Annotated in this window: 21 protein-coding genes and 2 pseudogenes; 1 reads left to right on the top strand and 22 read right to left on the bottom strand. The window is 69.3% G+C overall.

Annotated features, from left to right (window positions below):
- The 21 genes and pseudogenes from AC36XV_RS09865 to AC36XV_RS09765 form a co-directional block, all read right to left on the bottom strand.
- Window positions 1-798: hypothetical protein (locus AC36XV_RS09865; RefSeq protein WP_492203519.1), on the bottom strand; the 798-nt coding region annotated here is incomplete at its 3' end.
- Window positions 799-892: 94 nt separating this feature from the next.
- Window positions 893-2548, bottom strand: a pseudogene (treS, locus tag AC36XV_RS09860) (maltose alpha-D-glucosyltransferase); the annotation flags it as partial.
- The gene (locus AC36XV_RS09855) at window positions 2515-2784 is read right to left on the bottom strand and encodes a hypothetical protein (protein ID WP_492203518.1); all 270 of its coding nucleotides are present in this window, start codon (window positions 2782-2784) and stop codon (window positions 2515-2517) included. The pseudogene treS and the gene AC36XV_RS09855, both read right to left, overlap by 34 nt.
- A gap of 156 nt (window positions 2785-2940) precedes the next feature.
- Window positions 2941-3156 (bottom strand): CsbD family protein, encoded by a 216-nt coding sequence (locus AC36XV_RS09850; protein WP_492203517.1) that lies wholly within the window; start codon window positions 3154-3156, stop codon window positions 2941-2943.
- Window positions 3157-3262: 106 nt separating this feature from the next.
- Entirely contained in the window at window positions 3263-3859 is a 597-nt protein-coding gene (locus tag AC36XV_RS09845; protein WP_492203516.1) for a carboxymuconolactone decarboxylase family protein, read from the bottom strand.
- 180 nt (window positions 3860-4039) lie between these two features.
- Entirely contained in the window at window positions 4040-4930 is an 891-nt protein-coding gene (locus tag AC36XV_RS09840; protein WP_492203515.1) for a 3-hydroxyacyl-CoA dehydrogenase family protein, read from the bottom strand.
- Window positions 4931-4999: 69 nt separating this feature from the next.
- The gene (locus AC36XV_RS09835; RefSeq protein WP_492203514.1) at window positions 5000-5836 is read right to left on the bottom strand and encodes a hypothetical protein; all 837 of its coding nucleotides are present in this window, start codon (window positions 5834-5836) and stop codon (window positions 5000-5002) included.
- Between the two features lie 270 nt (window positions 5837-6106).
- Window positions 6107-6844, bottom strand: a pseudogene (locus tag AC36XV_RS09830) (slipin family protein); the annotation flags it as partial.
- 147 nt (window positions 6845-6991) lie between these two features.
- On the bottom strand, window positions 6992-8191 hold the full coding sequence (locus AC36XV_RS09825) for an acetyl-CoA C-acetyltransferase (protein WP_492203513.1): 1200 nt from the start codon (window positions 8189-8191) through the stop codon (window positions 6992-6994).
- Window positions 8192-8242: 51 nt separating this feature from the next.
- Complete coding sequence (locus AC36XV_RS09820) at window positions 8243-9310, bottom strand: isocitrate/isopropylmalate dehydrogenase family protein (RefSeq protein ID WP_492203512.1); 1068 nt, start codon at window positions 9308-9310, stop codon at window positions 8243-8245.
- Window positions 9311-9413: 103 nt separating this feature from the next.
- On the bottom strand, window positions 9414-9905 hold the full coding sequence (locus AC36XV_RS09815; RefSeq protein ID WP_492203511.1) for a c-type cytochrome: 492 nt from the start codon (window positions 9903-9905) through the stop codon (window positions 9414-9416).
- A 72-nt stretch (window positions 9906-9977) separates the two neighbouring features.
- Window positions 9978-10709, bottom strand: a complete 732-nt coding sequence (locus AC36XV_RS09810; protein WP_492203510.1) for a zinc ribbon domain-containing protein — start codon at window positions 10707-10709, stop codon at window positions 9978-9980.
- An 18-nt stretch (window positions 10710-10727) separates the two neighbouring features.
- Window positions 10728-11798 carry a tetratricopeptide repeat protein gene (locus AC36XV_RS09805; protein WP_492203509.1) on the bottom strand — a complete coding sequence of 357 codons (1071 nt, stop codon included), beginning with the start codon at window positions 11796-11798 and terminating at the stop codon, window positions 10728-10730.
- 7 nt (window positions 11799-11805) lie between these two features.
- Window positions 11806-12981 carry a glycosylasparaginase gene (locus AC36XV_RS09800; RefSeq protein WP_492203508.1) on the bottom strand — a complete coding sequence of 392 codons (1176 nt, stop codon included), beginning with the start codon at window positions 12979-12981 and terminating at the stop codon, window positions 11806-11808.
- Window positions 12981-14375 carry a hemolysin family protein gene (locus AC36XV_RS09795; RefSeq protein WP_492203507.1) on the bottom strand — a complete coding sequence of 465 codons (1395 nt, stop codon included), beginning with the start codon at window positions 14373-14375 and terminating at the stop codon, window positions 12981-12983. The genes AC36XV_RS09800 and AC36XV_RS09795 overlap by 1 nt, the downstream gene beginning before the upstream one ends.
- Before the next feature lie 150 nt (window positions 14376-14525).
- A complete protein-coding gene (locus tag AC36XV_RS09790; RefSeq protein WP_492203506.1) occupies window positions 14526-14789 on the bottom strand; it encodes a hypothetical protein in 264 nt (87 codons plus the stop codon).
- 162 nt (window positions 14790-14951) lie between these two features.
- Window positions 14952-15911, bottom strand: a complete 960-nt coding sequence (locus AC36XV_RS09785; RefSeq protein ID WP_492203505.1) for a GSU2086 family protein — start codon at window positions 15909-15911, stop codon at window positions 14952-14954.
- The gene (locus tag AC36XV_RS09780) at window positions 15908-16783 is read right to left on the bottom strand and encodes a DUF3108 domain-containing protein (protein ID WP_492203504.1); all 876 of its coding nucleotides are present in this window, start codon (window positions 16781-16783) and stop codon (window positions 15908-15910) included. Before AC36XV_RS09780 ends, AC36XV_RS09785 begins: the two co-directional genes overlap by 4 nt.
- The gene (locus tag AC36XV_RS09775; RefSeq protein ID WP_492203503.1) at window positions 16780-17535 is read right to left on the bottom strand and encodes a glycosyltransferase family 2 protein; all 756 of its coding nucleotides are present in this window, start codon (window positions 17533-17535) and stop codon (window positions 16780-16782) included. Before AC36XV_RS09775 ends, AC36XV_RS09780 begins: the two co-directional genes overlap by 4 nt.
- 78 nt (window positions 17536-17613) lie before the next feature.
- Complete coding sequence (locus tag AC36XV_RS09770) at window positions 17614-18510, bottom strand: lysophospholipid acyltransferase family protein (RefSeq protein WP_492203502.1); 897 nt, start codon at window positions 18508-18510, stop codon at window positions 17614-17616.
- Window positions 18507-19616 (bottom strand): glycosyltransferase, encoded by a 1110-nt coding sequence (locus tag AC36XV_RS09765; protein ID WP_492203501.1) that lies wholly within the window; start codon window positions 19614-19616, stop codon window positions 18507-18509. Before AC36XV_RS09765 ends, AC36XV_RS09770 begins: the two co-directional genes overlap by 4 nt.
- A gap of 88 nt (window positions 19617-19704) precedes the next feature.
- On the opposite strand from AC36XV_RS09765, the gene AC36XV_RS09760 reads away from it, so the two are divergent.
- Entirely contained in the window at window positions 19705-20499 is a 795-nt protein-coding gene (locus AC36XV_RS09760; RefSeq protein WP_492203500.1) for a lipopolysaccharide kinase InaA family protein, read from the top strand.
- Here the strand turns inward: AC36XV_RS09760 and AC36XV_RS09755 are convergent.
- Window positions 20463-21204 (bottom strand): ABC transporter ATP-binding protein (locus AC36XV_RS09755; protein ID WP_492203499.1); only part of this gene is annotated, 742 nt, incomplete at its 5' end. The two genes, AC36XV_RS09760 and AC36XV_RS09755, sit on opposite strands and share 37 nt — an antisense overlap.

Genomic DNA, 21204 nt, shown 5'->3' with positions numbered 1-21204 from the left:
TCCCCCCGCGACCCCGGCCAGCAGGTCCGTCGCCACCTCGTCCACCAGGACGAACGCGTCGTCACCGGCGGCGGAAGCCACCACGATCGCCTCGCCCCAGTCGTCGGTGCGGTACAGGCCCGCGGTGATCTGCAGGTGGCCGCCGGACTCGACCACGTCGCCGAGCACGAACAGCCCGGCCCCGAGGCGCTGCGCCATGGCCGCCGCCCGCTCGGGGTCCTCCGTCGGCCCCCCTTCCCTCGCGATGTGGCTGAGGAGCGCCCGGGAATCCACGCTCCGTAGATCACCGGCGCCGTCGAGCTTGATCCCGAGGAGGCTCACCATCCCCTCGCCCAGGTGATCGTAGTCCGGGCTGCCTCGCACCGAGAACGGGAGCACCGCGATCGCCGACGGAGACACCTCGAGAGCGAGGTCACGGCCCGCGCCGGGGCCGGAGGGTTCCCGGGTGAGGAGCCAGGCGGTGACCACCACGCCCCAGACGGCGAACAGGCCGACGCCGGCGAGGAGCACGTTGCGCCAGGTGAAGAGGCGGCGCACGGCCGGGTCGCCGGGCGCGGGCTCCGCTTCCTGCCCGGATCGCTGGCCGCGCTTCTGGAGCCAGGCCGTGGCGAGGACGACCGGAAAGCCGACGATGAGCAGACCCAGCGCCATCGCCGCGAACCGACCGGGCAGGTCGAACGCGTCCGCCAGAACGTCGACCACCTGCAGGGCGACCCACGCCCCGGCGGCGTACAGACCCGCCACCTGCCACAGGGAACGATCCCGCATCCCCTGAATCCATCGGTCGATGAACGTCATCAAGAGCCCTCGGACGGGGTGATCCGCCAAGATGGGGCCTTCACCTCGGCCAGATCAATCGGGCGACGCCGCTTCAATCGGATCCGGGCGGCTCGAGAAGAAACCACATGAACTCGTGCGGCCCGAGCGTGATGAAGTAGGGGAGCTCCCCGATGCGGGGAAACTCGGTGTGCCCCATCATCTCGAGCGGCGTCCAGCCGGAGAACTCCCGCAGATCGAGCTCCGAGGGCTGTGCGAACCGGGACAGGTTCGCGACGGCGAGGATCACCTCCTCCTCGTAACGACGCAGGTAGACCAGCACCTTCTGGTTGCTCGAGTGGAGGAACTCCAGCGACCCGCGGCCGAAGGCCCTGTACTGCCGGCGCAGGGTGATCAGCCGCCGCATGAACTGGAGGAGCGACGACGGATTCCGCTGCTGCGCTTCGACGTTGATCGCCTGGTATCCGTACACCGGGTCCATGACGGGCGGAAGATAGAGCCTCGCCGGATCGGCCTTCGAGAAGCCTCCGTTCCGATCCGCCGTCCACTGCATCGGGGTGCGCACCGCGTCCCGATCGCCGAGATAGATGTTGTCTCCCATCCCGATCTCGTCCCCGTAGTAGATCACCGGCGTGCCGGGAAAGGAGAACAGGAGGCTGTTCATCAGCTCGATGCGCCGGCGGCTGTTGTCGAGCAGGGGCGCCAGGCGGCGGCGGATCCCGACGTTCACCCGCATCCGGGGATCGGCCGCGTATTCGCGGTACATGTAGTCCCTCTCCTCGTCCGTCACCATCTCGAGCGTGAGCTCATCGTGGTTCCGCAGGAAGAGCGCCCACTGGCACTCCTCGGGGATGGGCGGCGTGCGGGAGAGGATGTCGACGACCGGGGCCCGGTCTTCCTGCCGGATGGCCATGTACATCCTGGGCATCACCGGGAAGTGAAAGGCCATGTGGCACTCGTCTCCGTCGCCGAAGTAGGCGCGCACGTCGTCGGGCCACTGGTTGGCCTCGGCGAGCAGCATCCGGTTCTCGTAGTGCTCGTCCACCGTGGCTCGCAGTTTCCGGATCACCTCGTGGGTTTCGGGAAGGTTCTCGCAGTTCGTGCCCTCCCGCTCGATCAGGTACGGAACGGCGTCGAGCCGCAGCCCGTCCACCCCGAGGTCGAGCCAGAAGCGGAGGACTTGCTGCACGGCCTTTAGGACCTTCGGATTGTCGAAATTCAGATCGGGTTGATGGTGGAAGAACCGGTGCCAGTAGTACGCGTTCGCGACCGGGTCCCACGTCCAGTTCGAGGTCTCGGTGTCGGTGAAGATGATCCGGGCGTCCGGGTAGCGCGCGTCGGTGTCGCTCCACACGTAGAAGTCTCGCTCCGGGGTGCCAGCCTCGGCGCGCCTCGCCGCCTGGAACCAGGGGTGTTGATCCGAGGTGTGATTGATCACCAGCTCCGTGATGACCTTCAGGCCCCGGCGATGCGCCTCGCGGATGAGGAGCTTGAAATCACCGAGCGTCCCGTAATCGGGGTGCACTCCGCAGTAGTCCGAGATGTCGTAGCCGTCATCTCTCTGCGGCGAGGGGTAGAACGGCAGAAGCCACAGCGCCGTCACGCCCAGGTCCTGCACGTAATCCAGCCTGTCGATCAGGCCCCGGAAGTCCCCCCGTCCGTCACCGGTATGGTCGAAGAACGCCTTGACGTGCACTTCGTAGATGATGGCGTCCTTGTACCACTGGTCGTAGGCGCTCACGGCCACTCCTGGCCGTGGCAGCTGTAACATCCCGGCTCTCCGTTGTCGCCGCCCCGGAGGTCGGCCCCGTGGCACGCCGTGCAGTTCGTCTCCGGATCGTTCAGGCCGGCCAGGTGCCGGACGCCATCCTGGGAGATCGTGTGACTGGCGGGAGCGTTCGACGGACCGGTCGGATCGTCGTCATCGTCGTCGCAGCCCAGCGGAAGAAGCGCGAAGGCCGCCAACAGCAGCCCGAGGCCGATTCTGCGCCTGCCGTTCGACTTCAAGGTCCCTCCTCCGTTCGCCGCCATCCTGTCCGCACGCCCTTTCGAGGCGGATCGAAGGTCCCAAGATGACACGAACGCCGCCGGGGGATCAAACCCCGACGACGTTTCGGTGATCGGCCGCCCGCCCGACTCGTATCCGGGCGGGACGAAGCACCGTCAACTGACCGCCTGCCTGTCCAGCTCTTCGAACCAGGCGTCGACTTCCTTCTCGATCGCCTCGCGGCCCTTCCCGTAGAGCTCCTGCAGCCGGCCCACGAGAATCTCCCGGTCACCCTTGATCCGGTCCAGATCGTCATCGGTCAGCTCGCCCCACCGGCGGCGGGCCTCACCCTTGAACTGCTTCCAGTGTCCCTTCACTTCCTGCCAATTCATGTAATGCGGGTCCTTTCCCTGGTTCGGCGGGCGTGCCCCCGCGCCTTGCGGGGGGCAGGCCTGCCGGATTCGTAAAATGATCACTCCGAATGAGTTGCGCGTCGCATCAGGCTGAAGTCGTGGCCGGCTGCCGCTCCGACTCCGGTTTCTCGCCGGACCCAGTCCAGGCGAATTCGGCGATCTGCTCGTCGAGCGGCGTGTCCATGATGTGATTCGTGTAGTTGCTCAGCGTCTTCATGGCCACGCCCAGCACGACCTCGAGCACCTGCGGCCGCTCGAACCCGGCCTCCAGGAACTCGTCGATGTGCTCATCGGTCGGATGACCGCGTCGCTCCACGATGCGGTGCGTGAACAGCCGCAACGCTTCCAGCCGGTCCTCCGAGAGCGGCTCGGCGCTCCTGACCCGCTCGATCTCGTCCGTCGGGAAGCCCGCCTCGGCGAGCTCCGTCGAATGAGCGGCCATGCAGTACTCGCACTCGTTCGCCCGGCTCGCGGCGAGCAGCACGATGTTGCGCTGAAGTGGCGTCAGTTCTGTATTCCTGAACCGTTTATCCAGGCTCAGATAGGCGTCGAGCACGGCCGGTGCGTCGGCCAGCCCGCCGAGGAGATTCGGCACGTACCCCAGATCTTCCTCGACCTTCTCGAGCATCGGGGCCGCCTTTTCGGGTGCGCTGTCCGTCGTATGGATCACGAAGCGATGCATAGAACTCCTTCTTCGGAAATGAATGGCTCCGCCTCCCCCTCGGGGCTATCCGGGGAGAGGTGTCGCGTTTTATAACGTATTTTCTTATAAACACTTAGACAAAAAATGTTCCGGGACCGCCGCGGCCGGCGACCCCGGAACGGGGAGTGGGTGCGGGCTCGGGGTCTTCCGGGCGGTTCGCTACTTCTTCACGAACTCCGCCACGACCGGCTCGTCGCCCGAGTAGTCGTAGAAGCCCCGGCCCGTCTTCCGTCCGTGGTATCCCGCCAGGTACATCCGCTTCAGCAGGGGCGGGGGAGCGAACCGCTTCTCCCGGTACTCCTCGAACATGATCTCGGCAATGTAGTACAGGGTGTCGAGCCCGACGAAGTCGCCGAGCACGAAGGGACCCATCGGGTAGCCGCAACCCAGCTTCATGCCGGTGTCGATGTCCTCGATCGAGCCGATTCCCTCCTCGTACGCCCGGATCGCGTCGAGCATGTAGGGTACGAGGAGGCGGTTCACCACGAAGCCGGAGTTGTCCCGACAGGCGATCGGAACTTTCCCCAGCGAGCGGGCGAAGGCGAAGGCGCGCTCGAACGTCCGATCGGAGGTAGCGCCGGTCCGGACGACCTCGACCAGCTTCATCACCGGAACCGGATTGAAGAAGTGGAGGCCGACGAACCGGTCGGGCCGGCTGGTGGATGCCGCCATCTCGGTCACCGTCAGGCTGGAGGTGTTGGAGGCGAACAGCGTGTGCTCCGGACACTGGCGGTCCAACGCCCCGTACAGGTCCTTCTTCACCTCGATGTCCTCGACGATCGCCTCGACGATGATGTCGCAGTCGGCCAGCTCCTCGAGGGTCACGGTTCCGCTGAGGCGGCCGAGGGTCGCGTCCCGGTCCCCGGCTTCCATCTTGCCCTTGTCGACGGCGCGATCGAGCTGCTTACGGATGGCGCCCAGCCCGGCCTGCAGGAGATCGTCGTTCACCTCCCGCACCACCGTCTCATAGCCCGACGCGGCGCTCACCTGGGCGATGCCCCGGCCCATCAGTCCACATCCGACGACGCCCACCTTCTTTATGTCGCTCACACTTCGCTCCTTGGCTTTCGTTCGTTTTCGTTCGACGTCGTTCCCCGTCGTCGGCTTCTGGCTTTCGGCTCAGTCCAGCAGATCGCTGATCCGCTCCCTCAGGGTCGGACGATCGGTGGCAAAGCCGGTGTCTCGCTCGAGCCGGTCGAGCAGCCCCTGCACCGCCAGTTCGATCCGCTCGCGGCGCTTCGCCAGGGTCTTCACCGTACCGAGGGTGCCCACCGCGGCCACGCCCGCCGTCACCGACGGTATCACGATCGCCGCCGAGGCGCCTTCTCCGAGCACGGCACCGAGCGCGGAGCCGAGTCCGAACACTCCGAGAGACCCGTACCACGCGGCGGCGTGACCGGCCCGCGCATTGGACAGATCCGCGACCACGCTGATCAGCGTCCGACCCTCCTCCAGCTCTTGGGTCTGGATCGTCAGCGTCTTCGCCCTTGCCAGCTGGTAGCCCCGTCCGCTGAAGTCGAGGCCGCGTTGCAGCTGGCTCATGAGATCGGAGGCGGGCTCCCACACCTGCTGCCCGGGGCGGTCGCGCACGCATCGCAGGCTTTCCCGGTCACTCAGATACTTCCGGAGCTTCTCGAGCACCTCCTCGGGATCGCCCGGGACCACCCGGCTCTCGAGCACCGCCGCCGCGCCCCACACCCGGGTCGCCAGCGACCGGTCCTCGGGACGGGACGGGGCGAGGGCGTCGGCCCGCACCTCGGCCAGCGCCTGTCGGACGTAACGGCCCTCCAGTCCGACCTCTTCCGCGATGCGCTGCACCTCGGCGGTGTCCAGCGTATCGTAGGTCTCCCCTCGGCCGAACTGGAGCTCGGCTGCCCGGTGGATCACCCGTTCGAGCTGCTGGCGCGTGACCTCGCCCGGTACCGGCAGCCGCTCGTCGGACCGTTCCTCGGTCACGCCGGCCGGCCGCTCCGCGGTCGCTCGGAGAGGGCCCTTCGTTCACTCATCGTCCGAATCCCGCTCCACGCGAAGGGGCTCGGCCTCGGAGGACTCGACGAGCTCCTGCACCTTCCCCTCCTCCAGGAGGCCCGCTTGTTCGATCGCCTCCGCGATCCGGGACGGCATGCTGAGGCCGGTGGCCTCGTCCGCCGCCTTCCGCGCCCTCGCCTCGAGCTCCGCGATCTCCTCCCGCTCGGCCGCCGTGAGCTCCTTCCGCTCCTCGAACAGCTTCTGGAAGGGAGAGAACAGGTCCACCGGCAGCGGGAACAGGGTGGTCGAGTTGTTCTCGGCCGCGATCTCGGAAGCCGTCTGCAGGAAGCGAAGCTGGAGCGAGGCCGGCTGCAGGCTGAGGAGCTTCGCCGCGTCCTTGAGGCGGGAGGCCGCCTGGAGCTCGCCCTCGGCGTTGATGACCTTGGCCCGCCGCTCGCGCTCGGCCTCGGCCTGACGGGCCATGGCCCGCTTCATCTCCTGGGGCAGGTCGACGTCCTTCACCTCCACGCCGGTGACGTCGATTCCCCACACGTCGGTTCCCTCGTCGATGATCCGCTGCAGGATGTGGTTGAACTTCTCGCGCTCGGCCAGCAGCTCGTCGAGCTCCGCCTGCCCGATCACCGACCGCAGGGTCGTCTGGGCGAGCTGCGAGGTGGCGAACAGGTAGTCCTCGATCTCGAGGACGGCCCGGGACGGATCGCGCACCTTGAAGTAGAGCACCGCGTTGACCTTCACCGACACGTTGTCGCGGGTGATCACGTCCTGCGGCGGGATGTCCATGGCGATGATCCGCAGCCCCACCCGGACCATGCGCTCGATCCCGAACGGCACCAGGAAGATCAACCCGGGCCCGCGAATCGGCCGGACCCGACCGAGTCGGAACACGACGGCGCGCTCGTACTCGCGGAGGATACGGAGACTGGTAGAGAGGGCCGCTGCGCCCCCGATGGCGATCAGAGCGAGTATGACGTCCATGGGAGCCTCCATGGTCCCGGGGATCGGATGTGCGGGGACGGGACCCCGGCCGGTCGGCCGGCGTCCGTCCGGGGTAACATACACCCGCCGCGGAGGATGTGCCCGCCGCATCCGCGACGGTCCGACAGGTCGAGGGAAGGTGGCCGGTTACGCGGTCCCTTCGACCCGGACGATGACCGCGATGCCCTGCCCGCCGCCGATGCACGCCGAACCGAGGCCGAGGCCGCCGCCGCGCCGCCCGAGCTCGTGGAGCAGGTGCGTGGTGATCCGGGCACCAGTGGCCCCGAGCGGGTGCGTGAGGGCGATCGCGCCCCCGTTCACGTTCACCCGCTCCCGGTCGAGACCCAGCTCCCTCTCGACCGCCACGTACTGCGGGGCAAACGCCTCGTTGACCTCGATCACGTCCATGTCGTCGAGGGTGAGGCCGGCCCGCTCCAGCGCTTTGCGCGCTGCCGGGGCAGGCCCGATGCCCATGATCCGGGGCGGTACGCCGGCCACGCCCCATGACACCAGGGTCCCCATCGGGACGAGGCCGTGCGCGGCGGCGAACTCCGAATCGGCGATCACCAGGGCGGCAGCGCCGTCTCCGATCCCGCTGGCGTTGCCCGCGGTGACGAGCCCGTCCTTCTTGAAGTAGGGACGGAGGGAGGAGAGCCCCTCCATCGTGGTGTCGGCCCGGATGTGCTCGTCCGCCCGGAACTCCAATTCCTTGCCGCGCTTGACGAGCGTCACCGGAACGACTTCCCGGTCGAACTTCCCCTCCTCCCACGCCGCCGCCGCCCGCTGCTGGCTGCGGAGGGCGTAGCGGTCCACCTCCTCGCGGCTGATCTCGTACTCGTCGGCGAGGTTCTCGGCCGTCTGCGCCATCGAGAAGCCACAGTAGGTATCGGTGAGCGCCTCCCACAGGGAGTCCTCGAACGGGACGGCCGGGCCCAGCCTGAGGCCCCACCGGGCCCCCCGCACGACGTGGGGGGCCTGGCTCATCGATTCCGTTCCACCGGTCAGGCACACGCGTGAACCGCCGTACAGGATGTCCTCCGCCCCGTCGATCACGGCCTGGAAGCCCGAGCCGCACAGGCGGTTGAGCGTCATCGCCGGCACTTCGATCGGCAGGCCCGCGTTGAGGCCGACGTGGCGGGCGAGGTAGACGGCGTCGGCCGAGGTCTGGATCACGTTTCCGAAGAACACCTGCCCGTATTCCGAACCGTCGATCCCGGCCCGTTCGACGGCCGCGCGGGCGGCCACCACGCCGAGCTCGGTGGCGGAATGATCTTTCAGGCTTCCGCCGAAGGTCCCGAACGGCGTGCGGGTCGCGGCGAGGAACACTACCTGTCTGTCCGATGTCATCGTCTCTCTGCTCTCCGTTGTGGCTGTCCGTGTTCGCGGTCTAGCGACATCTCATGCGCGGTCGAGGCCTTCCCGGACACGCGAGGCGATCCAGGCGCCGACCTCGCCGGTGCGACTCGAGCCCCCGATGTCCGGCGTTCGGAGACCGCGGTGAAGCGCGGCGTCCACCGCCTCCTCCACCCGTTCCGCCGCCTCGGCGGCGCCGTGATCTCTCAGGAGCAGCGCTACGCTGAGGATGGCCGCCATCGGGTTCGCCGTACCGGACCCCGCGATGTCCGGGGCGCTCCCGTGCACCGGCTCGTACAGGGCATGGCGTCCCGGGTTCAGGTTCGCCGACGGCGCCAGCCCCATGCCACCCACCAGCTCGGCCGCCAGGTCCGACAGGATGTCGCCGAGGAGGTTCGAGGTCACGATCACGTCGAAGCGCTCGGGGCTTCGCACCAGGAGCATGGCGAGGGCGTCCACGTACTGCATCTCCGGCTCGATGTCCGGATAACGGGCCGCCACCTCGGTGAATACGCGGCGCCACAGCCCGAACACGTGCGGGACGGCGTTCGCCTTGTCGCCGAGCGTGACTCGCCTCCGGCCCGTCGCCCGGGCGTGCTCGAAGGCGGCGGTGACGATCCGCTCGACGCCGCGCCGGGTGGCGATGGCTTCGCTGACGGCCCGCTCGTCGTCCTGCCCCTCGGACACGACGTGGCCGGCCCCCGTGTACAGCCCCTCCGTGTTTTCCCGGAAGATCGCGAAGTCGATCGGATGGTCATCCGATCGTCGAAGTGGGGACAGCTCGGGCAGCCGGAGCCGCGCCGGGCGGAAGTTGATGTAGAGGTCGAGCCGGAAGCGCAGCCCGAGGAGGATGTCGCGTGCGTGACGTCCGTCGGGCACGCGCGTGTCGCCCATGGCCCCGAGCAGGATGGCATCGAACCCGTCCCGCAGCCGTTCGAACGTCGCGTCCGAGAGCGTTTCACCGGTGGCCAGGTAGTGCTCGGCCCCGTGCGGAAACGACTCGGTCCGCAGCTCCACGAGGCCGGCGGCGGCGCAGGCGTCGAGCACGCGCTCCGCCTCGCGCAGCACCTCGGGGCCGACGCCGTCGCCGGGGATCAGGGCGACCCGGATCACGGGAGGTTCATCCGATCAGCGTATCCTCGGAGATGAAGAAGGCCGGCGACCTCGAAAGGCGCCGGCCTCCAGGCACGGCGAACCGACGATCGTGCCGGTTCGCTCAGTGGCTCAGGGTCCAGACGTACGCCGCCACGGCGCGCACCTGGTCGTCCGTGATCGCGGTGCCACCCTTCGGGGGCATCGGGACACCGGAGCTGGACTCCTGCGCCGACACGCCATTCAGGATGTTCTGGACGATCGACTCGTACGAGCCATCGATGTGAAGCCACTCGTCGTCCGTGAGGTTGGCCCCGAGATTCGGGATCCCCTCGGCGTTCGGCCCATGGCACGACATGCAGATGCCGGCACCGCTGTAGATCTGCTTGCCCTCCGCGACCATCTCCTGCGTCACGCCCTCGGGCAGCTCCTGCGGCATGGCCGCCTCTTCCGCCATCCCCGCGTCGGCTTCCGCCTCGGGGGCAGCCGTCATCTGCGCCTGCTCCGGCGCCGCGTCGGCCTCGTCGCCGCCGTTCGCGCTCGCATCACCGCTGCAGGCGGACAGGCTCACGGCCACGAAGGCCGCCATCATGATTCCCCAGATCCTCTTTTCCATACCGTATAGCTCCTGTGCAACTCGTGTCTCAACCGTTCGGCGGCGCGTATGCCCGCGCCTCCGCTCATGCGTTCATTGCGCTATCATCTTACCGCACAGCGCGCAGTAACTCCACCCCCGCTCCACTTCCTCCCCGCACGACGGACACGGCCAGCGCTCCTGGTCGGCGCCGCAATGCGGACAGTATCGGAGCCCCGATCGATCCGGGAGCGGCTCCCGGCAGCTGCGGCATGGCGTTCCGTTACCTGCGGACTTCGTAATGGACGCCGTCGATCGGTTACGTCCGAGCGCGTCGGCGGACTCGTCCTGCGGCACCAGCATCGGGTCGTCGAGACCCGGGATGAAGTCTCTCCGCTCGCGCCCCGTCTCGAGCTCGGCGAGCGGCGGGCCGGTCTCCACGACCGGCTCCTCGCCGGCCCCGTTCCCGGGGTCCGCGCCCGTCTCTATGGGCACCGGATCGGCGGCGGCTCCCCCCGAGCGAAGCCTCACCTCGGAGGCGGCAAAGCGCTGCAGCATCGCCAGCCCCGGTTCGGGCGATCGAAGCTCTCTCGATACCGCTTCCACCAGGGCCGCCTCCGGGACCTCGAGGCTCTGTCCGTCCACGAAGAGCCGGAGGAGACCCACGTCGTACTCCGCCTTGGTGGCGAAGTCGAGCCGGTCCCGGCACAGCGGATACGGCAGCAACCGACGGTGCAGCTCGGCCACGGAGATCGGAATGCCCGCCGGCATCCCCTCCTCCGTCAGCCGTCTCTCGAGCAGCGCCCGCATGTCATCCATCATCGTCATCGTCCTGCTCCTCTCCACGCATCCCCTCCGCCCCGGCTACCGATCGATGTGCAGCACACCGGCCCGCGCAGACGCCTTGAGAAATGCCTCCGGATCGTCGTCCGGGATCTCGATGCCCGTCATGTCCCGGATCCGCCGGGCCGTGTCCCGCATGAACTCCTCGACCGACTGCCCGGGATCGGCGGAGCTCTCGCACATCGCCCGGACGATCCCCGTCCAGTCCATGCGCTGTACCACCGGAGCGGCGTCCGGATCCCCGCTGAACAGGTCGAGCTGATCGCGGGTGGCGATGGCAGCCGCCTGGAGGCCCGCCGCCTCCATCTCCACCTCGAGCAGGATGCGCTCCTCGGGCGTCGGATCCACGAAAAGCTGATCGAGCCGCTCGAGGTACGGGTCCAGTTCTCTCGCCCCCTCGCTCATCTCCCGGTACGCCCGGGTGAGCTCCACCAGCCTCCACACGCTCACCGGGTCCCACAGGTGATCGACCGGGATCCGGCCCAGGTGATCGAGCGCCTTCTCGGGTTCGCCGCCCTCGTAGAACAGGTTGGCGAGCAGCGAACGGGCGTCGTGGTTGCCGGGATCGAGGTCGAGACATCGCTCCAGCCACTGTTTCGCCTGGACCCCGTCCCCGCGACGGTGCAGCGTATACGCGAGGTCGGCGGCCGCGTCCGCACTCTCGGCGTCCGCCGTCACCGCGCGTCGGAAGAAGCGCTCGGCGTGTTCCCAAAGCCCCTCGCGGAACAGGGCCCGACCCACCGAAAGCATGAGGTCGAGGTCCGCCCCGAATCCGAGGTCCAGGACCCGCTCGAAGCATCCGAACCCGCGTGCTCGCTCGCCCAGCTTGAGGTGGCTTTCGCCCAGCCCCACCAGGGCGTCCTCGTGGTCGGGTTCACGCGCCAGAGCGTCGCCGAAGGCCCGCCGGGCCATCACGTAGTCCTCGCGCGCGAGCTGCGTGTACCCGAGCGACACCATCAGCTCGACGGAGTCCGGGAAGAGCGTGGCTCCCCGCCGCAGCGTCTCGAGCGCTCCGTCGTAGTCGCCGGCCTCGTACAGCCGCTGCGCCCGCCGATCGAACTCCTCGGCACTCCAGAACCGGGAATCTCCCATGCGTTCCTTACTCTCTCTCGAAGAGGTAAGCGCTGTCCATCAGACGATTTCCGTTCCCGTCGTTCACCGCGTGCTGCCTTCCGGACCAGATGGCGGCGGCCCCCGTCTCGCCGCGCTTGTTGATGGCATAGTAGTTCACGTTGAATTTGGGCCGCCCCGTCTCATCGAGCAGGCGGCTCTCCACGGTCCAGTCCACGATGCGCCGGAGAGCCGTCAGGCAGGCGTCTTCCGGGTGCGCTCCCCGCCGCATCTCCTCGACGATCAGGTGGGCCCCGACCGTCTTGATCACCGCTTCCCCGCGACCCGTCGATCCGGCCGCCCCGACATCGTTGTCGCAGTAGCACCCGCACCCGGGCAGCGGGCTGTCGCCGACGCGTCCCGGCACCTTGAAGAACAGTCCGCTCGTCGTGGTGACGGCCGACAGGTCGCCCGCAGCGTCCACCGCCGAACAGTGGATCGTCCCCATCGGCCGGACCCCGTCGTACGAGTCGAGCCGTCCGACCTCTTCCTCGTCGGCCCGCTCGGGACCTCCGGGGTTCGAGAAGCCGCGGACCGCCTCGCCGCTCTCCGCGGGCGTCAGGTAATCGTCCTCCTCGGAGAGCGCGGCCCGCCATGCCAGCCACTCCTCCCGCGACTCCGGGGTGAGGAGGTCGGTCCGCTCGAACCCCATCTCGGCCGCGAACCGGGCCGCTCCGCGGCCGACCAGGAGCACGTGATCCGTATATCGCATGACGGCCACGGCGACCCGGGACGGGTGCACGTACCCCTCGAGGGCCGCGACGGCTCCGACGCCGCGCGTCGGGCCGTGGTACACCTGGCTGTCCAGTTGCACGACTCCGAGCGCGTTCGGCAGCCCCCCGTACCCGACCGTGCGGTCGTCCGGATCCGCCTCGACCCGGTTCACGCCGCTCACCACGGCCTCGAGCGTACCGGCCCCCGCGCGGATGGCGTCGAGGGCCGTCTCCGTGGCCCGGGCCCCGTTCCCACTCGAGATCGCCGCCGGCTGGACGGCCGCCCCGTCGAGGATCAGCGGGCCGCGCGGCCGCGCCACGGCCTCACGGCCCAGGAGCGCCGGTCCCAGCGCACCGGCGCCCGCCGCGGCCCCCGCTGTGCGGATGAAGCGCCTGCGGCTGAGGCCGCCCGTGCCCTTTCCTCTGCCCTCTCCTCGCCCCGTTTCGCCCATCAACTCTCCTCCGCTCGTGGCTCCGACGCGTCCGCCGCATCCGCCGCGCCGTCCACGGCTTTCCTCTCCGCTCCCCCGGGCGCCGGCATACGAAGCTCGAGCCCGGTGACGCGCTGCTCGGACGTCTCCTTGACCTCCAGCACCGCGGACCCGAGCGGCACCGTGACCCCGACGTCCGGAATGCGGCCCAGCGTGCCCATCACGTAGCCCGCCACCGTGTCGTACTCTTCGACACCCTCCACCTCGCCGAGCCCGAAGTGCTCGAGCAGGTCCGCGAGGTCGGCGCCTCCGTCCACCCGGGCCCGGTCTCGGCTCAGCATCACGATGTCCTCTTCGGCGATGTCGTGCTCGTCGAAGATGTCGCCCACGATCTCCTCGACGAGGTCCTCGAGGGTCACCAGGCCGTCGGTACCCCCGAACTCATCCACCACCAGCGCGATGTGCAGCTTCTGGTCCCGGAACTCGGCCATCAGGTCGTCGACCGGCTTCGAGTCCGGCACGAAGAACGGCTCCCGCATCACGGCGGTCAGCGAGAAGTCGCCCCCGTCGGGCGTGCCGCGCATCCAGCCGAGAAGGTCCTTGATGAGGACGATGCCGGTGACGTCGTCGATGGATTCGCGGTACACCGGGAATCGCGAGAAGCCGGATTCCGCCGCCGTGTCGAGCACCTCGTCCAGGGTGGCCGTCTCCGGGAAGCCCACGATGTCCAGACGCGGCGTCATCACCTCCCGGGCCACCGTCCGCGTGAGCTCGAAGACGCCGTGGATCATCTCCTCCTCGTCCTCCTCGACCACGCCCTCCGCCCGGCTGTGCCGGAGCAGGGCCTCGATCTCCGCCGGCCCGTGCACCTGACCGAATCCGCGCGGCATGTCTCCACCGGCCCGGTTGACGATCGGCTCCGCCACCGCGTTCAGGAGCCACAGCAGCGGCGACGCGACCAGGTCGAAGGCGTTGAGCGGCTTCGCCGTCCACCGGGCGACGCGGCGGGCGCGCTCCAGCGCGATGGCCCTCGGGATGAGCTCTCCCAGCACGAGGTAGAGCACCGCGACCGCGAGGATCGCCAACACCACCCCGACGGCGTGCCCGACCCCGGCCGGCAGGGCGACACCGGCCGCAGCGAACCCGCGGTCCATCCGCGGCGCGAGCCACGCGGTGCCCAACCAGCCGAGGGCGATCACGCTGAGCGTGGCCCCCAGGCGGGCCCCCGAGATCGGGCGCTCGAGGGATTGTCTCGCGCGCCGAACCGCGGGCGGCGGGCGCGGAGGCTCTTCGCCGCCTTCCTGATGTGGCAGGTGTCGGGACGCCACGAGGGCGAACTCGGCGGCCACGAAGAAGGCGCTGGCAGCCAGAAGGCCGACGAGCACGACGATCGTGGCGACGGTCGAACCGTCCATCAGGTGGAGAGTACCGGGGAGAGACACCCGTTCCGGGGAGCCCCGAATCGGCCTCCCGGCAACGAGTCCAGTCGCGCTCGCGCCTGCGCGCGGCCGACTTCCGCCGTTCTCTGAAGCGGCAGGTTCAGGTGACGCCGACCTCGTCTTTCCTCAGTCGGTGGTCGAAGGGCTCTTCCCTTCGGACGAACCGAACGGGATCGCCGGCTGACAGTATCTATGCCCGATGGCCTCGAGCTGGACGACTTCGGCGTCCGACAGGGCCGGGTAGCGCTCCCGCAGGTACTCGACCGTGTCCGACATCCACTCCTTGCGCTCCGAGTCCTCGGCCTCGAGCACACCACAACGCTGAATATGACTGAAAAGCTCATCACGAGCCTGGTCCATCAGGGTCTGCTTCTGTCCCTTCTTCGACAAGGATCCTCCTCGCAGATGCAATCCGTCCCGGCGTCGCCGGCTCTCGCGTGGAGCCGCCCGACCACCGGGCCTCACGTGCCCAAATATACCCGCGGCCGGATGGAGCCGCAAAGCGCCCCCGGAAGCCCCGGATACCCCCGGTTTGTCGGGCGATCCCGGGAATCAGCGTCCGGCTTCCTCCACGATCGCCCAGGCGAGCAGCGGCACCATGATCTCGTGATGGCCGGTGATGGCGTATCCCCGACCTCCGCCGGTCCGCGTGGGGCGCTCCACCACGTTCACCCGCGGCCGATACTGGCGGATCATGTCGAAGTCCGCCGTGAGGAATCGCCGCGGCGCCCCGTCGTGCCGGTTGCGACAGATCGTGAGGGCCTTCAGGAACACCTCCGGGAGGATCACCGCCGAGCCCACGTTGAGCACCGCTCCGCCGTCATCGAGTCCCGGGAGGGTGCGGACGAGGGACAGGAAGTCGGCGTAGGAGGCGGCTCCGATGGCCGAGCCGTCCGCCTCGGGGTGCTGGTGGATGATGTCCGCCCCCATGGCCACGTGCACCGAGACGGGAACGCCGAGGCGGCGGCAGGCCAGGAGCAGTGACAGCTCCGGGTGGCGGTTGTCGGTCCGGGCCTCGAGATCTGCGGCCAGCGCCGCCCCCAGGCCGAGACCCTCGTCCCGTCCCCGCACGATGGCGAGGTTCATGTCGCGACCGGTCTCGAGCGCCATGCCGAACGTCCCGTCCGACAGCCCCGCCTCGACGTCCTCGGAGGTACCTCCCCACCGGCACGTCTCGTAGTCGTGGATCACCGTCGCCCCGTTCACCGCCAGGTGGGTGACGGCGCCCCGCTCCATCAGGTCGATCAGGACCCGGGACAGCCCCGTCTTCACCACGTGCCCGCCCAGCATCCATACGATGGCGCGCTCCTCGCGCATCGCCGACGCCACGCCGCGGGCCACCGCACGGAGGGAATCGGAGGCGAGGATGTGCGGGAGGGAGGCGTAGAAATCGGCGAACGAGGTGCCGGCTTCGCCCGGTGGGACGGCGAAGTCTCCCGAGGACACCTTGTTCGGGCGCTCGCTCACCGGGATCCGTCGCACTCCATCTCTCGGATCGGACCGCTCGCTCACGGCGCCTCCCCGACGCCCGCCGCCCGGTCCTCACCGGAGACATCGTCCGCGGCCTCGACCGGGATCAGCTCTCCTTCTCCCGGCTCGTAGCGGGTCAGGTAGAGATTTCCGGACCCGACCGCCATGCCCACCTTGAGGCGCACGATGGCCCGGCGGTCGTCATCCGTCAGATACAGCTCCGCCTCCCCCTCGTCACCGAACGCGCCCCCGGTCTGGATGATCGGACGGACCACGATCGTCTGGAACGTGCCTGCCGGCACCCGGATCTCCTCGCGTCTCAAGACCTCGATGACCACCGGGTTGCCCTTCTCCTTGAAGTAGCGCTCGAAGGCGTACCGCTCGCCGACCTCGAGAGGAAGGAGACGGGCGAAGTACAGGAAGGAGATGTCGTCGAGCGCCCCCTCGAAGATCTCGACTGCGGTCTCGCCGTCGCGCGCCGTCCATTCGTCGTCGACCAGGTCGTAGCGGTCGTACGTCATCCCGTCCAGATCGAACAGGTAGCGCGTGTTGCGTTTGTAGCTCCCCTCGCTCAGATGCTGCTCGAACCGGACCGACCCGAACGGGCGCGGCTGGATCCACGACACCTGCCGGTCATCGACCCGGTAGAACGGGGGTCCACCCCACACCTCCATCGCCACCCGGTACGCCTGACGACCCTCCATCGTGTCGATCCCCTCGACCTCCAGAGAGCCCTCCCCGAGCCGCACCCGGCCCCAGCTGACCGAGAACTCCATTCGCTCTCCGACCGGAAAGCGCCACGCTTCCAGCGGGCCATCGTCGGAAGCGGCGGGCTGCCCCACCGCCGGGACGACCAGACAAACCACAAGGACCGGCGAAACGAGAAGCAGCCGGAGGAACTCTCCGAGCTTCATGCCTTGCCCTCGGCGGGCCGCCGCTTGAGCCTCGGATCCCGCGAGGCGCGGACGAGCCCCCACAGAGTGGACAGGGCGCGGAAGCGGCTGCGGCGATAGCGCCTCGAGTAGTCGGTGGAGATGTCCACCTGGGTGGCCTTCCGCAGATGTGGAGTGACGGCCGCGAGCAGCTCGACGCTGCTCGCCCAGCCCTCGTGCCGCAGAAGGGGCGTTCCCTCCGGTAGCCCCGCGAGGGCCCGCTTCAGGACTATCAGCCGGTACAGCCGGAACCCGCAGAACGGGTCTTCCACCTCGTCGGATAGCGCCCCGGGCTTCACGATCATCGAGGCCCCGAGACGCGCCAGGCGGACGGTGCGCGGGGCGTCGAACACATCGACCGGGTTGCCGGCCACCAGGTCCGCGCCGCCCTGGAAGCGACGCAGCATCTCGGGGATCATCTCCGGCCCATCGGTGAAATCGGCCTGCATGACCAGCACCGCGTCCCGCTTCGGGTACCGCGACGCCGAGGCCACTTCCCGAATCAGTCGCTCCAGCGATGCCGCATACCCGCGGCGCTTCTCGTGGCGGAACACGGTGAGGGGAAGCACCCGCTGGTACGGTTCGAGCACGTCCGCCGTGCCGTCGGTGGACGCGTCATCCAGCACGAGGATCCGGAAGTCGCGTCCGAGCTCGGCGAACACCTTCCGGATCTTCCACATGAGCACACCGATCGTGTGCTCTTCGTTGTGCACGGGCAGCGTAATGTAGATCACGCGGCGTGCCGCTCCTTTCGGTATCGTCTCTCCGGGAGACCCTCGGGCCCCGCGGAGGATTCCGTTGCTCGTACCTCGCTATGTACCGGCAGAGTCCGGCGCACGTTCCGGGGGCCGGGTCTTCCACCGCCGATGAAACCAGAAATACTGCTCCGGGTGGGCGCGCACCTGCGCTTCGAGCCGGCTCACCCAGCGCCGGGTCAGCTCCAGCTCGGCCCCCGCGCCCGGCGCCGGCCGCTCCACTTCCTCGAGCACCGCCCCGTAGCCGGAGCTCAACCGGACGACCGCCCCGAAGAATAGCGGCACGTTCTGCGACAGCGCGAGCCGGGCCGGGCCGCGGAAGGTGGACGCCTCGCGCCCCAGGAAGGGCACGAACAGACCGCGGTCTCCGGCGTCCTGGTCGGCCACCAGCGCCACCGTCTTTCCCTCGCGAAGCGCTACGGGAATGCGGGTGCGCGCGTCCTGCATGTAGATCGGCTCGATCCCCGCCGCCTGGCGGGTCCGGATCATCCGGGCGTCGAAGGCGGCGTTCCGCTGCTGCTTCACCACCGCGGCCATGGGGATCCCCGCGGCCCCCAGGTACGCCCCGGCGGCCTCCCAGTTACCGACGTGGCCGGTCACGATGATCGCCCCGCCCCCGCCCGTCACCTCGCGGTGCAGGGCCACCCCCTCGGGTCCGCCCTCCAGCCCGGAAAGCAAAAACCCGCCTCCGGTGCGAGCAATCCGGGCGACGGTGGCGATCTCACGCCCGAAGTGGCGGTAGCAGCCACGGCTCACCGACTCGACCCAGTCCGCGTCGCGGCCGGGGAAGGCCTCGGCCACCTGTCGGCGGACGACGTCACGCCGGGTGCCGAGGAGCCACGCGAGGCTCCCGGCCCCGCGGCCGAGCCCCGACGCCAGCCCTCTCGGCAGGGCCCCGAGAATCCCCTCGGCGGCGCGGGCAGGCAGGTATTCCGTGAGATCGCGAAGGCTCATCGGCCCCGGCACATCCTCGCCACGGATTGATAGGCACGGAGAGTCGCTCGCACCATCTCGGCCGACCCGTGGGCGCGGGCGTAGCGCTGTGCCCGCTCCGCCACGCCCTTCCGGTAGGCTTCGTCCTCGATGAGCTTTCCGATGGCGGCCGCCATGCCCTCGGGATCTCCCCTCCGGACGGGCTCGATACCCTCCCCGCGGAGCCGGCCGTCACCCTCGGCCGTCATGAGCACGGGAACGCCGAGCCACATCGCCTCGAGGCAGCCGGTCGACAGCTCCTCCCGTAGAGACGGCATCACGAACAGGTCGGCGTCGGAGAGCGACGACCGGATGCCCTCCACGAACCCCGGAAGACAGACCCGCCCTTCGAGGTCGAGCCGCTCGATCAGGTTCTCGAGCCGTCGTCGCTCCGGACCCTCCCCGAGGATCACGAATCTCGCCTGTGGGTGCCGGGCGGTCACCAGCGCGGCGGCGCGGAGCAGCGTCCCGTGGTCCCGGTCCGGCCCGAGGGCCGCCAGCGAGGCGATCACGAAGTGCTCGGGCCTCGCTCCGGCCACGTTCCGCAGCCCGCGTGGTCGCTGTTCCTCGAGACCCTCGGGGTCGATCCCTTCCGGCACGACCCGGATCCGGGACCGCTCGACCCCGGCTCGGATGAGGGATTCGCGGGCCGATTCCGACACGGCCAGCACGAGATTCGCCCGCCGCCACTTCCATACCGAACGCACCCTGTCCACGCTACGGCGCGCCGCCACGAGGCCGCTCTGCGACCCCTCGAGCGCCGCCAGGTAGGTGACGAGCCGGAGAGCGTGGGAGTCGTGGGCGTGCACGATCTCCCACCGGCGCCGCGCGTGACGGGCGAGCGTGCGCAGCGCCCGGGGATCGCTACCGACGGACCACGGGAGGGGGACGACCGGCACGCCGAGATCGCGCGCGGCCCGCTCCAGCCGGGAGCGCTCCAGGGTGGCGACTGTCTGCCGGACAAAGGGGACGTCCCGAAGCCCGGCCACCAGCATGCGCACCTGGTCTCGGGTCAGACGCCACTCGTGACCCGACTCGACGTGGAGAACTCGAAGCGGAGGGCGGGTCATGCCGACCCCGGGGGACATGGGTTCCTCATGGGCCGAAAGGTAAGGACATCCGCGGCGAACGAGAAGGGTCGTCGCGCACCGGGGATTCGGATGTCATGTTGCATCGATGCGCGCACGACTGCCCGAATGGATGTCCGGCGACTTCACGCGGCTGCGGGAGGATCGCACCACCGCTTTCGTGCGGAACGACTTCCTGGAGTCCTTCCGGCGTCACCGCCTGCTGGGTTGCGCGCGCGCCCCCCTGCTCACGGTCCCCGGCGCGGGGGAGGCAGACACAACCGGGCGCGAACCGTTGGCGGGAGGGCGCGGAACGGTGCGGACGGTCCCTGCCGGAGCGCTCGGCGAGGCGATCGTGCGACCGTATCGGCGGGGAGGGTTCGTCGAGAGGTTCAACCGCCGACTCTACTTCCTCGGCAACCGTGCGTTCTCCGAGCTCATCGCCACCCAGCGACTGTGGAAGCGCGGGGCCCCGGTGCCGGAGGCGCTGGCCGCCGTACAGTCCCGGGCCGGCATCGGCTACCACGGCTGCTTCGTCACCCGGCGGATCCCGAGGGCCCGACCCGCCGCCCTCGCCCTCGCCCGGACCTCCGGGAACGGGCGGAAGCGGATGCTCGAGTCGATCGGACGGTCGGTCCGGCGGTTCCACGAGGCAGGCGGCGTGCACGCCGACCTCAACGCCTGGAACCTGCTCGTGCAGGAGGAGGCGGATGATCCGGTGTTCGTGATCGACCTGGACCGGGCCTCGGTGCTGGACGGCCCGACCCGCGACCGACGCGCCGTCGCCAACCTGCGGCGCCTGTACCGCTCGTTCGAGAAGCTCGAGCTGTCGGGAGCCCTGGACGACTGGGGATCGCTGGAAGAGGCCTACGCCGCCCCGCCGGAGCCGCCGCCCGCGGCCTGATTCGGCGCCGAGAACTGCAGGTCGCACAGCCGCCGATACAGGCCGTCCGCCGCATACAGCTCGGCGTGCGTCCCCGACTCGACCAGTCGGCCATCCTCGAGGGCGAGGATGCGGTCCGCTCCATTGATGGTGGACAGCCGGTGGGCGATCACGAACACGGTGCGCCCGGCGAGCAGCCGGTCGAGGGCCGCCTGGATGAGCTGCTCGGACTCCGTGTCGAGTGACGAGGTCGCCTCGTCGAGGATGAGGAGCGGCGGATCTCTCAGGATGGCGCGGGCGATCCCGATGCGCTGGCGCTGCCCCCCGGACAGGCGCACGCCCCGGTCGCCGAGAACGGTGTCGAGGCCGTGGGGGAGCTCCCGCACGAAGTCCTCGGCGTTGGCAGCCCGGATCGCCGCCCAGATCTCCTCCTCGGGACGCTTCTCGCCGTAGCTCACGTTGGCGCGCACCGTCTCGTGGAAGATCACCGTCTCCTGGCTCACCACCCCGTACAGGGAACGAAGCGACCCGAGCGGCAGCTCCCGGAGATCCGTGCCGTCCAGGGTGATCCGGCCCGCGCTCGGCTCGATGAAGCGGGGCAGCAGGTCCACCAGGGTGCTCTTTCCGGCCCCGGACGGCCCCACCAGCGCCACCACCTGCCCGGGCTTCGCCTCGAACGAGATGTCGTGGAGCACCGGGCGGCCGGGCTCGTACTCGAAGTGCACG

The sequence above is a fragment of the Candidatus Benthicola sp. genome (genome assembly GCF_058719085.1).
This window is presented reverse-complemented; position numbering and strand designations above follow the sequence as displayed.

What these genes read in the sequence shown, in the direction of transcription:
- AC36XV_RS09850 (WP_492203517.1), bottom strand. Translation starts at nt 3,156, where the DNA reads ATGAATTGGCAGGAAGTGAAGGGACACTGGAAGCAGTTCAAGGGTGAG.
- AC36XV_RS09845 (WP_492203516.1), bottom strand. Translation starts at nt 3,859, where the DNA reads ATGCATCGCTTCGTGATCCATACGACGGACAGCGCACCCGAAAAGGCG.
- AC36XV_RS09825 (WP_492203513.1), bottom strand. Translation starts at nt 8,191, where the DNA reads ATGACATCGGACAGACAGGTAGTGTTCCTCGCCGCGACCCGCACGCCG.
- AC36XV_RS09815 (WP_492203511.1), bottom strand. Translation starts at nt 9,905, where the DNA reads ATGGAAAAGAGGATCTGGGGAATCATGATGGCGGCCTTCGTGGCCGTG.
- AC36XV_RS09805 (WP_492203509.1), bottom strand. Translation starts at nt 11,798, where the DNA reads ATGGGAGATTCCCGGTTCTGGAGTGCCGAGGAGTTCGATCGGCGGGCG.
- AC36XV_RS09800 (WP_492203508.1), bottom strand. Translation starts at nt 12,981, where the DNA reads ATGGGCGAAACGGGGCGAGGAGAGGGCAGAGGAAAGGGCACGGGCGGC.
- AC36XV_RS09795 (WP_492203507.1), bottom strand. Translation starts at nt 14,375, where the DNA reads ATGGACGGTTCGACCGTCGCCACGATCGTCGTGCTCGTCGGCCTTCTG.
- AC36XV_RS09780 (WP_492203504.1), bottom strand. Translation starts at nt 16,783, where the DNA reads ATGAAGCTCGGAGAGTTCCTCCGGCTGCTTCTCGTTTCGCCGGTCCTT.
- AC36XV_RS09770 (WP_492203502.1), bottom strand. Translation starts at nt 18,510, where the DNA reads ATGAGCCTTCGCGATCTCACGGAATACCTGCCTGCCCGCGCCGCCGAG.
- AC36XV_RS09765 (WP_492203501.1), bottom strand. Translation starts at nt 19,616, where the DNA reads ATGTCCCCCGGGGTCGGCATGACCCGCCCTCCGCTTCGAGTTCTCCAC.
- AC36XV_RS09760 (WP_492203500.1), top strand. Translation starts at nt 19,705, where the DNA reads ATGCGCGCACGACTGCCCGAATGGATGTCCGGCGACTTCACGCGGCTG.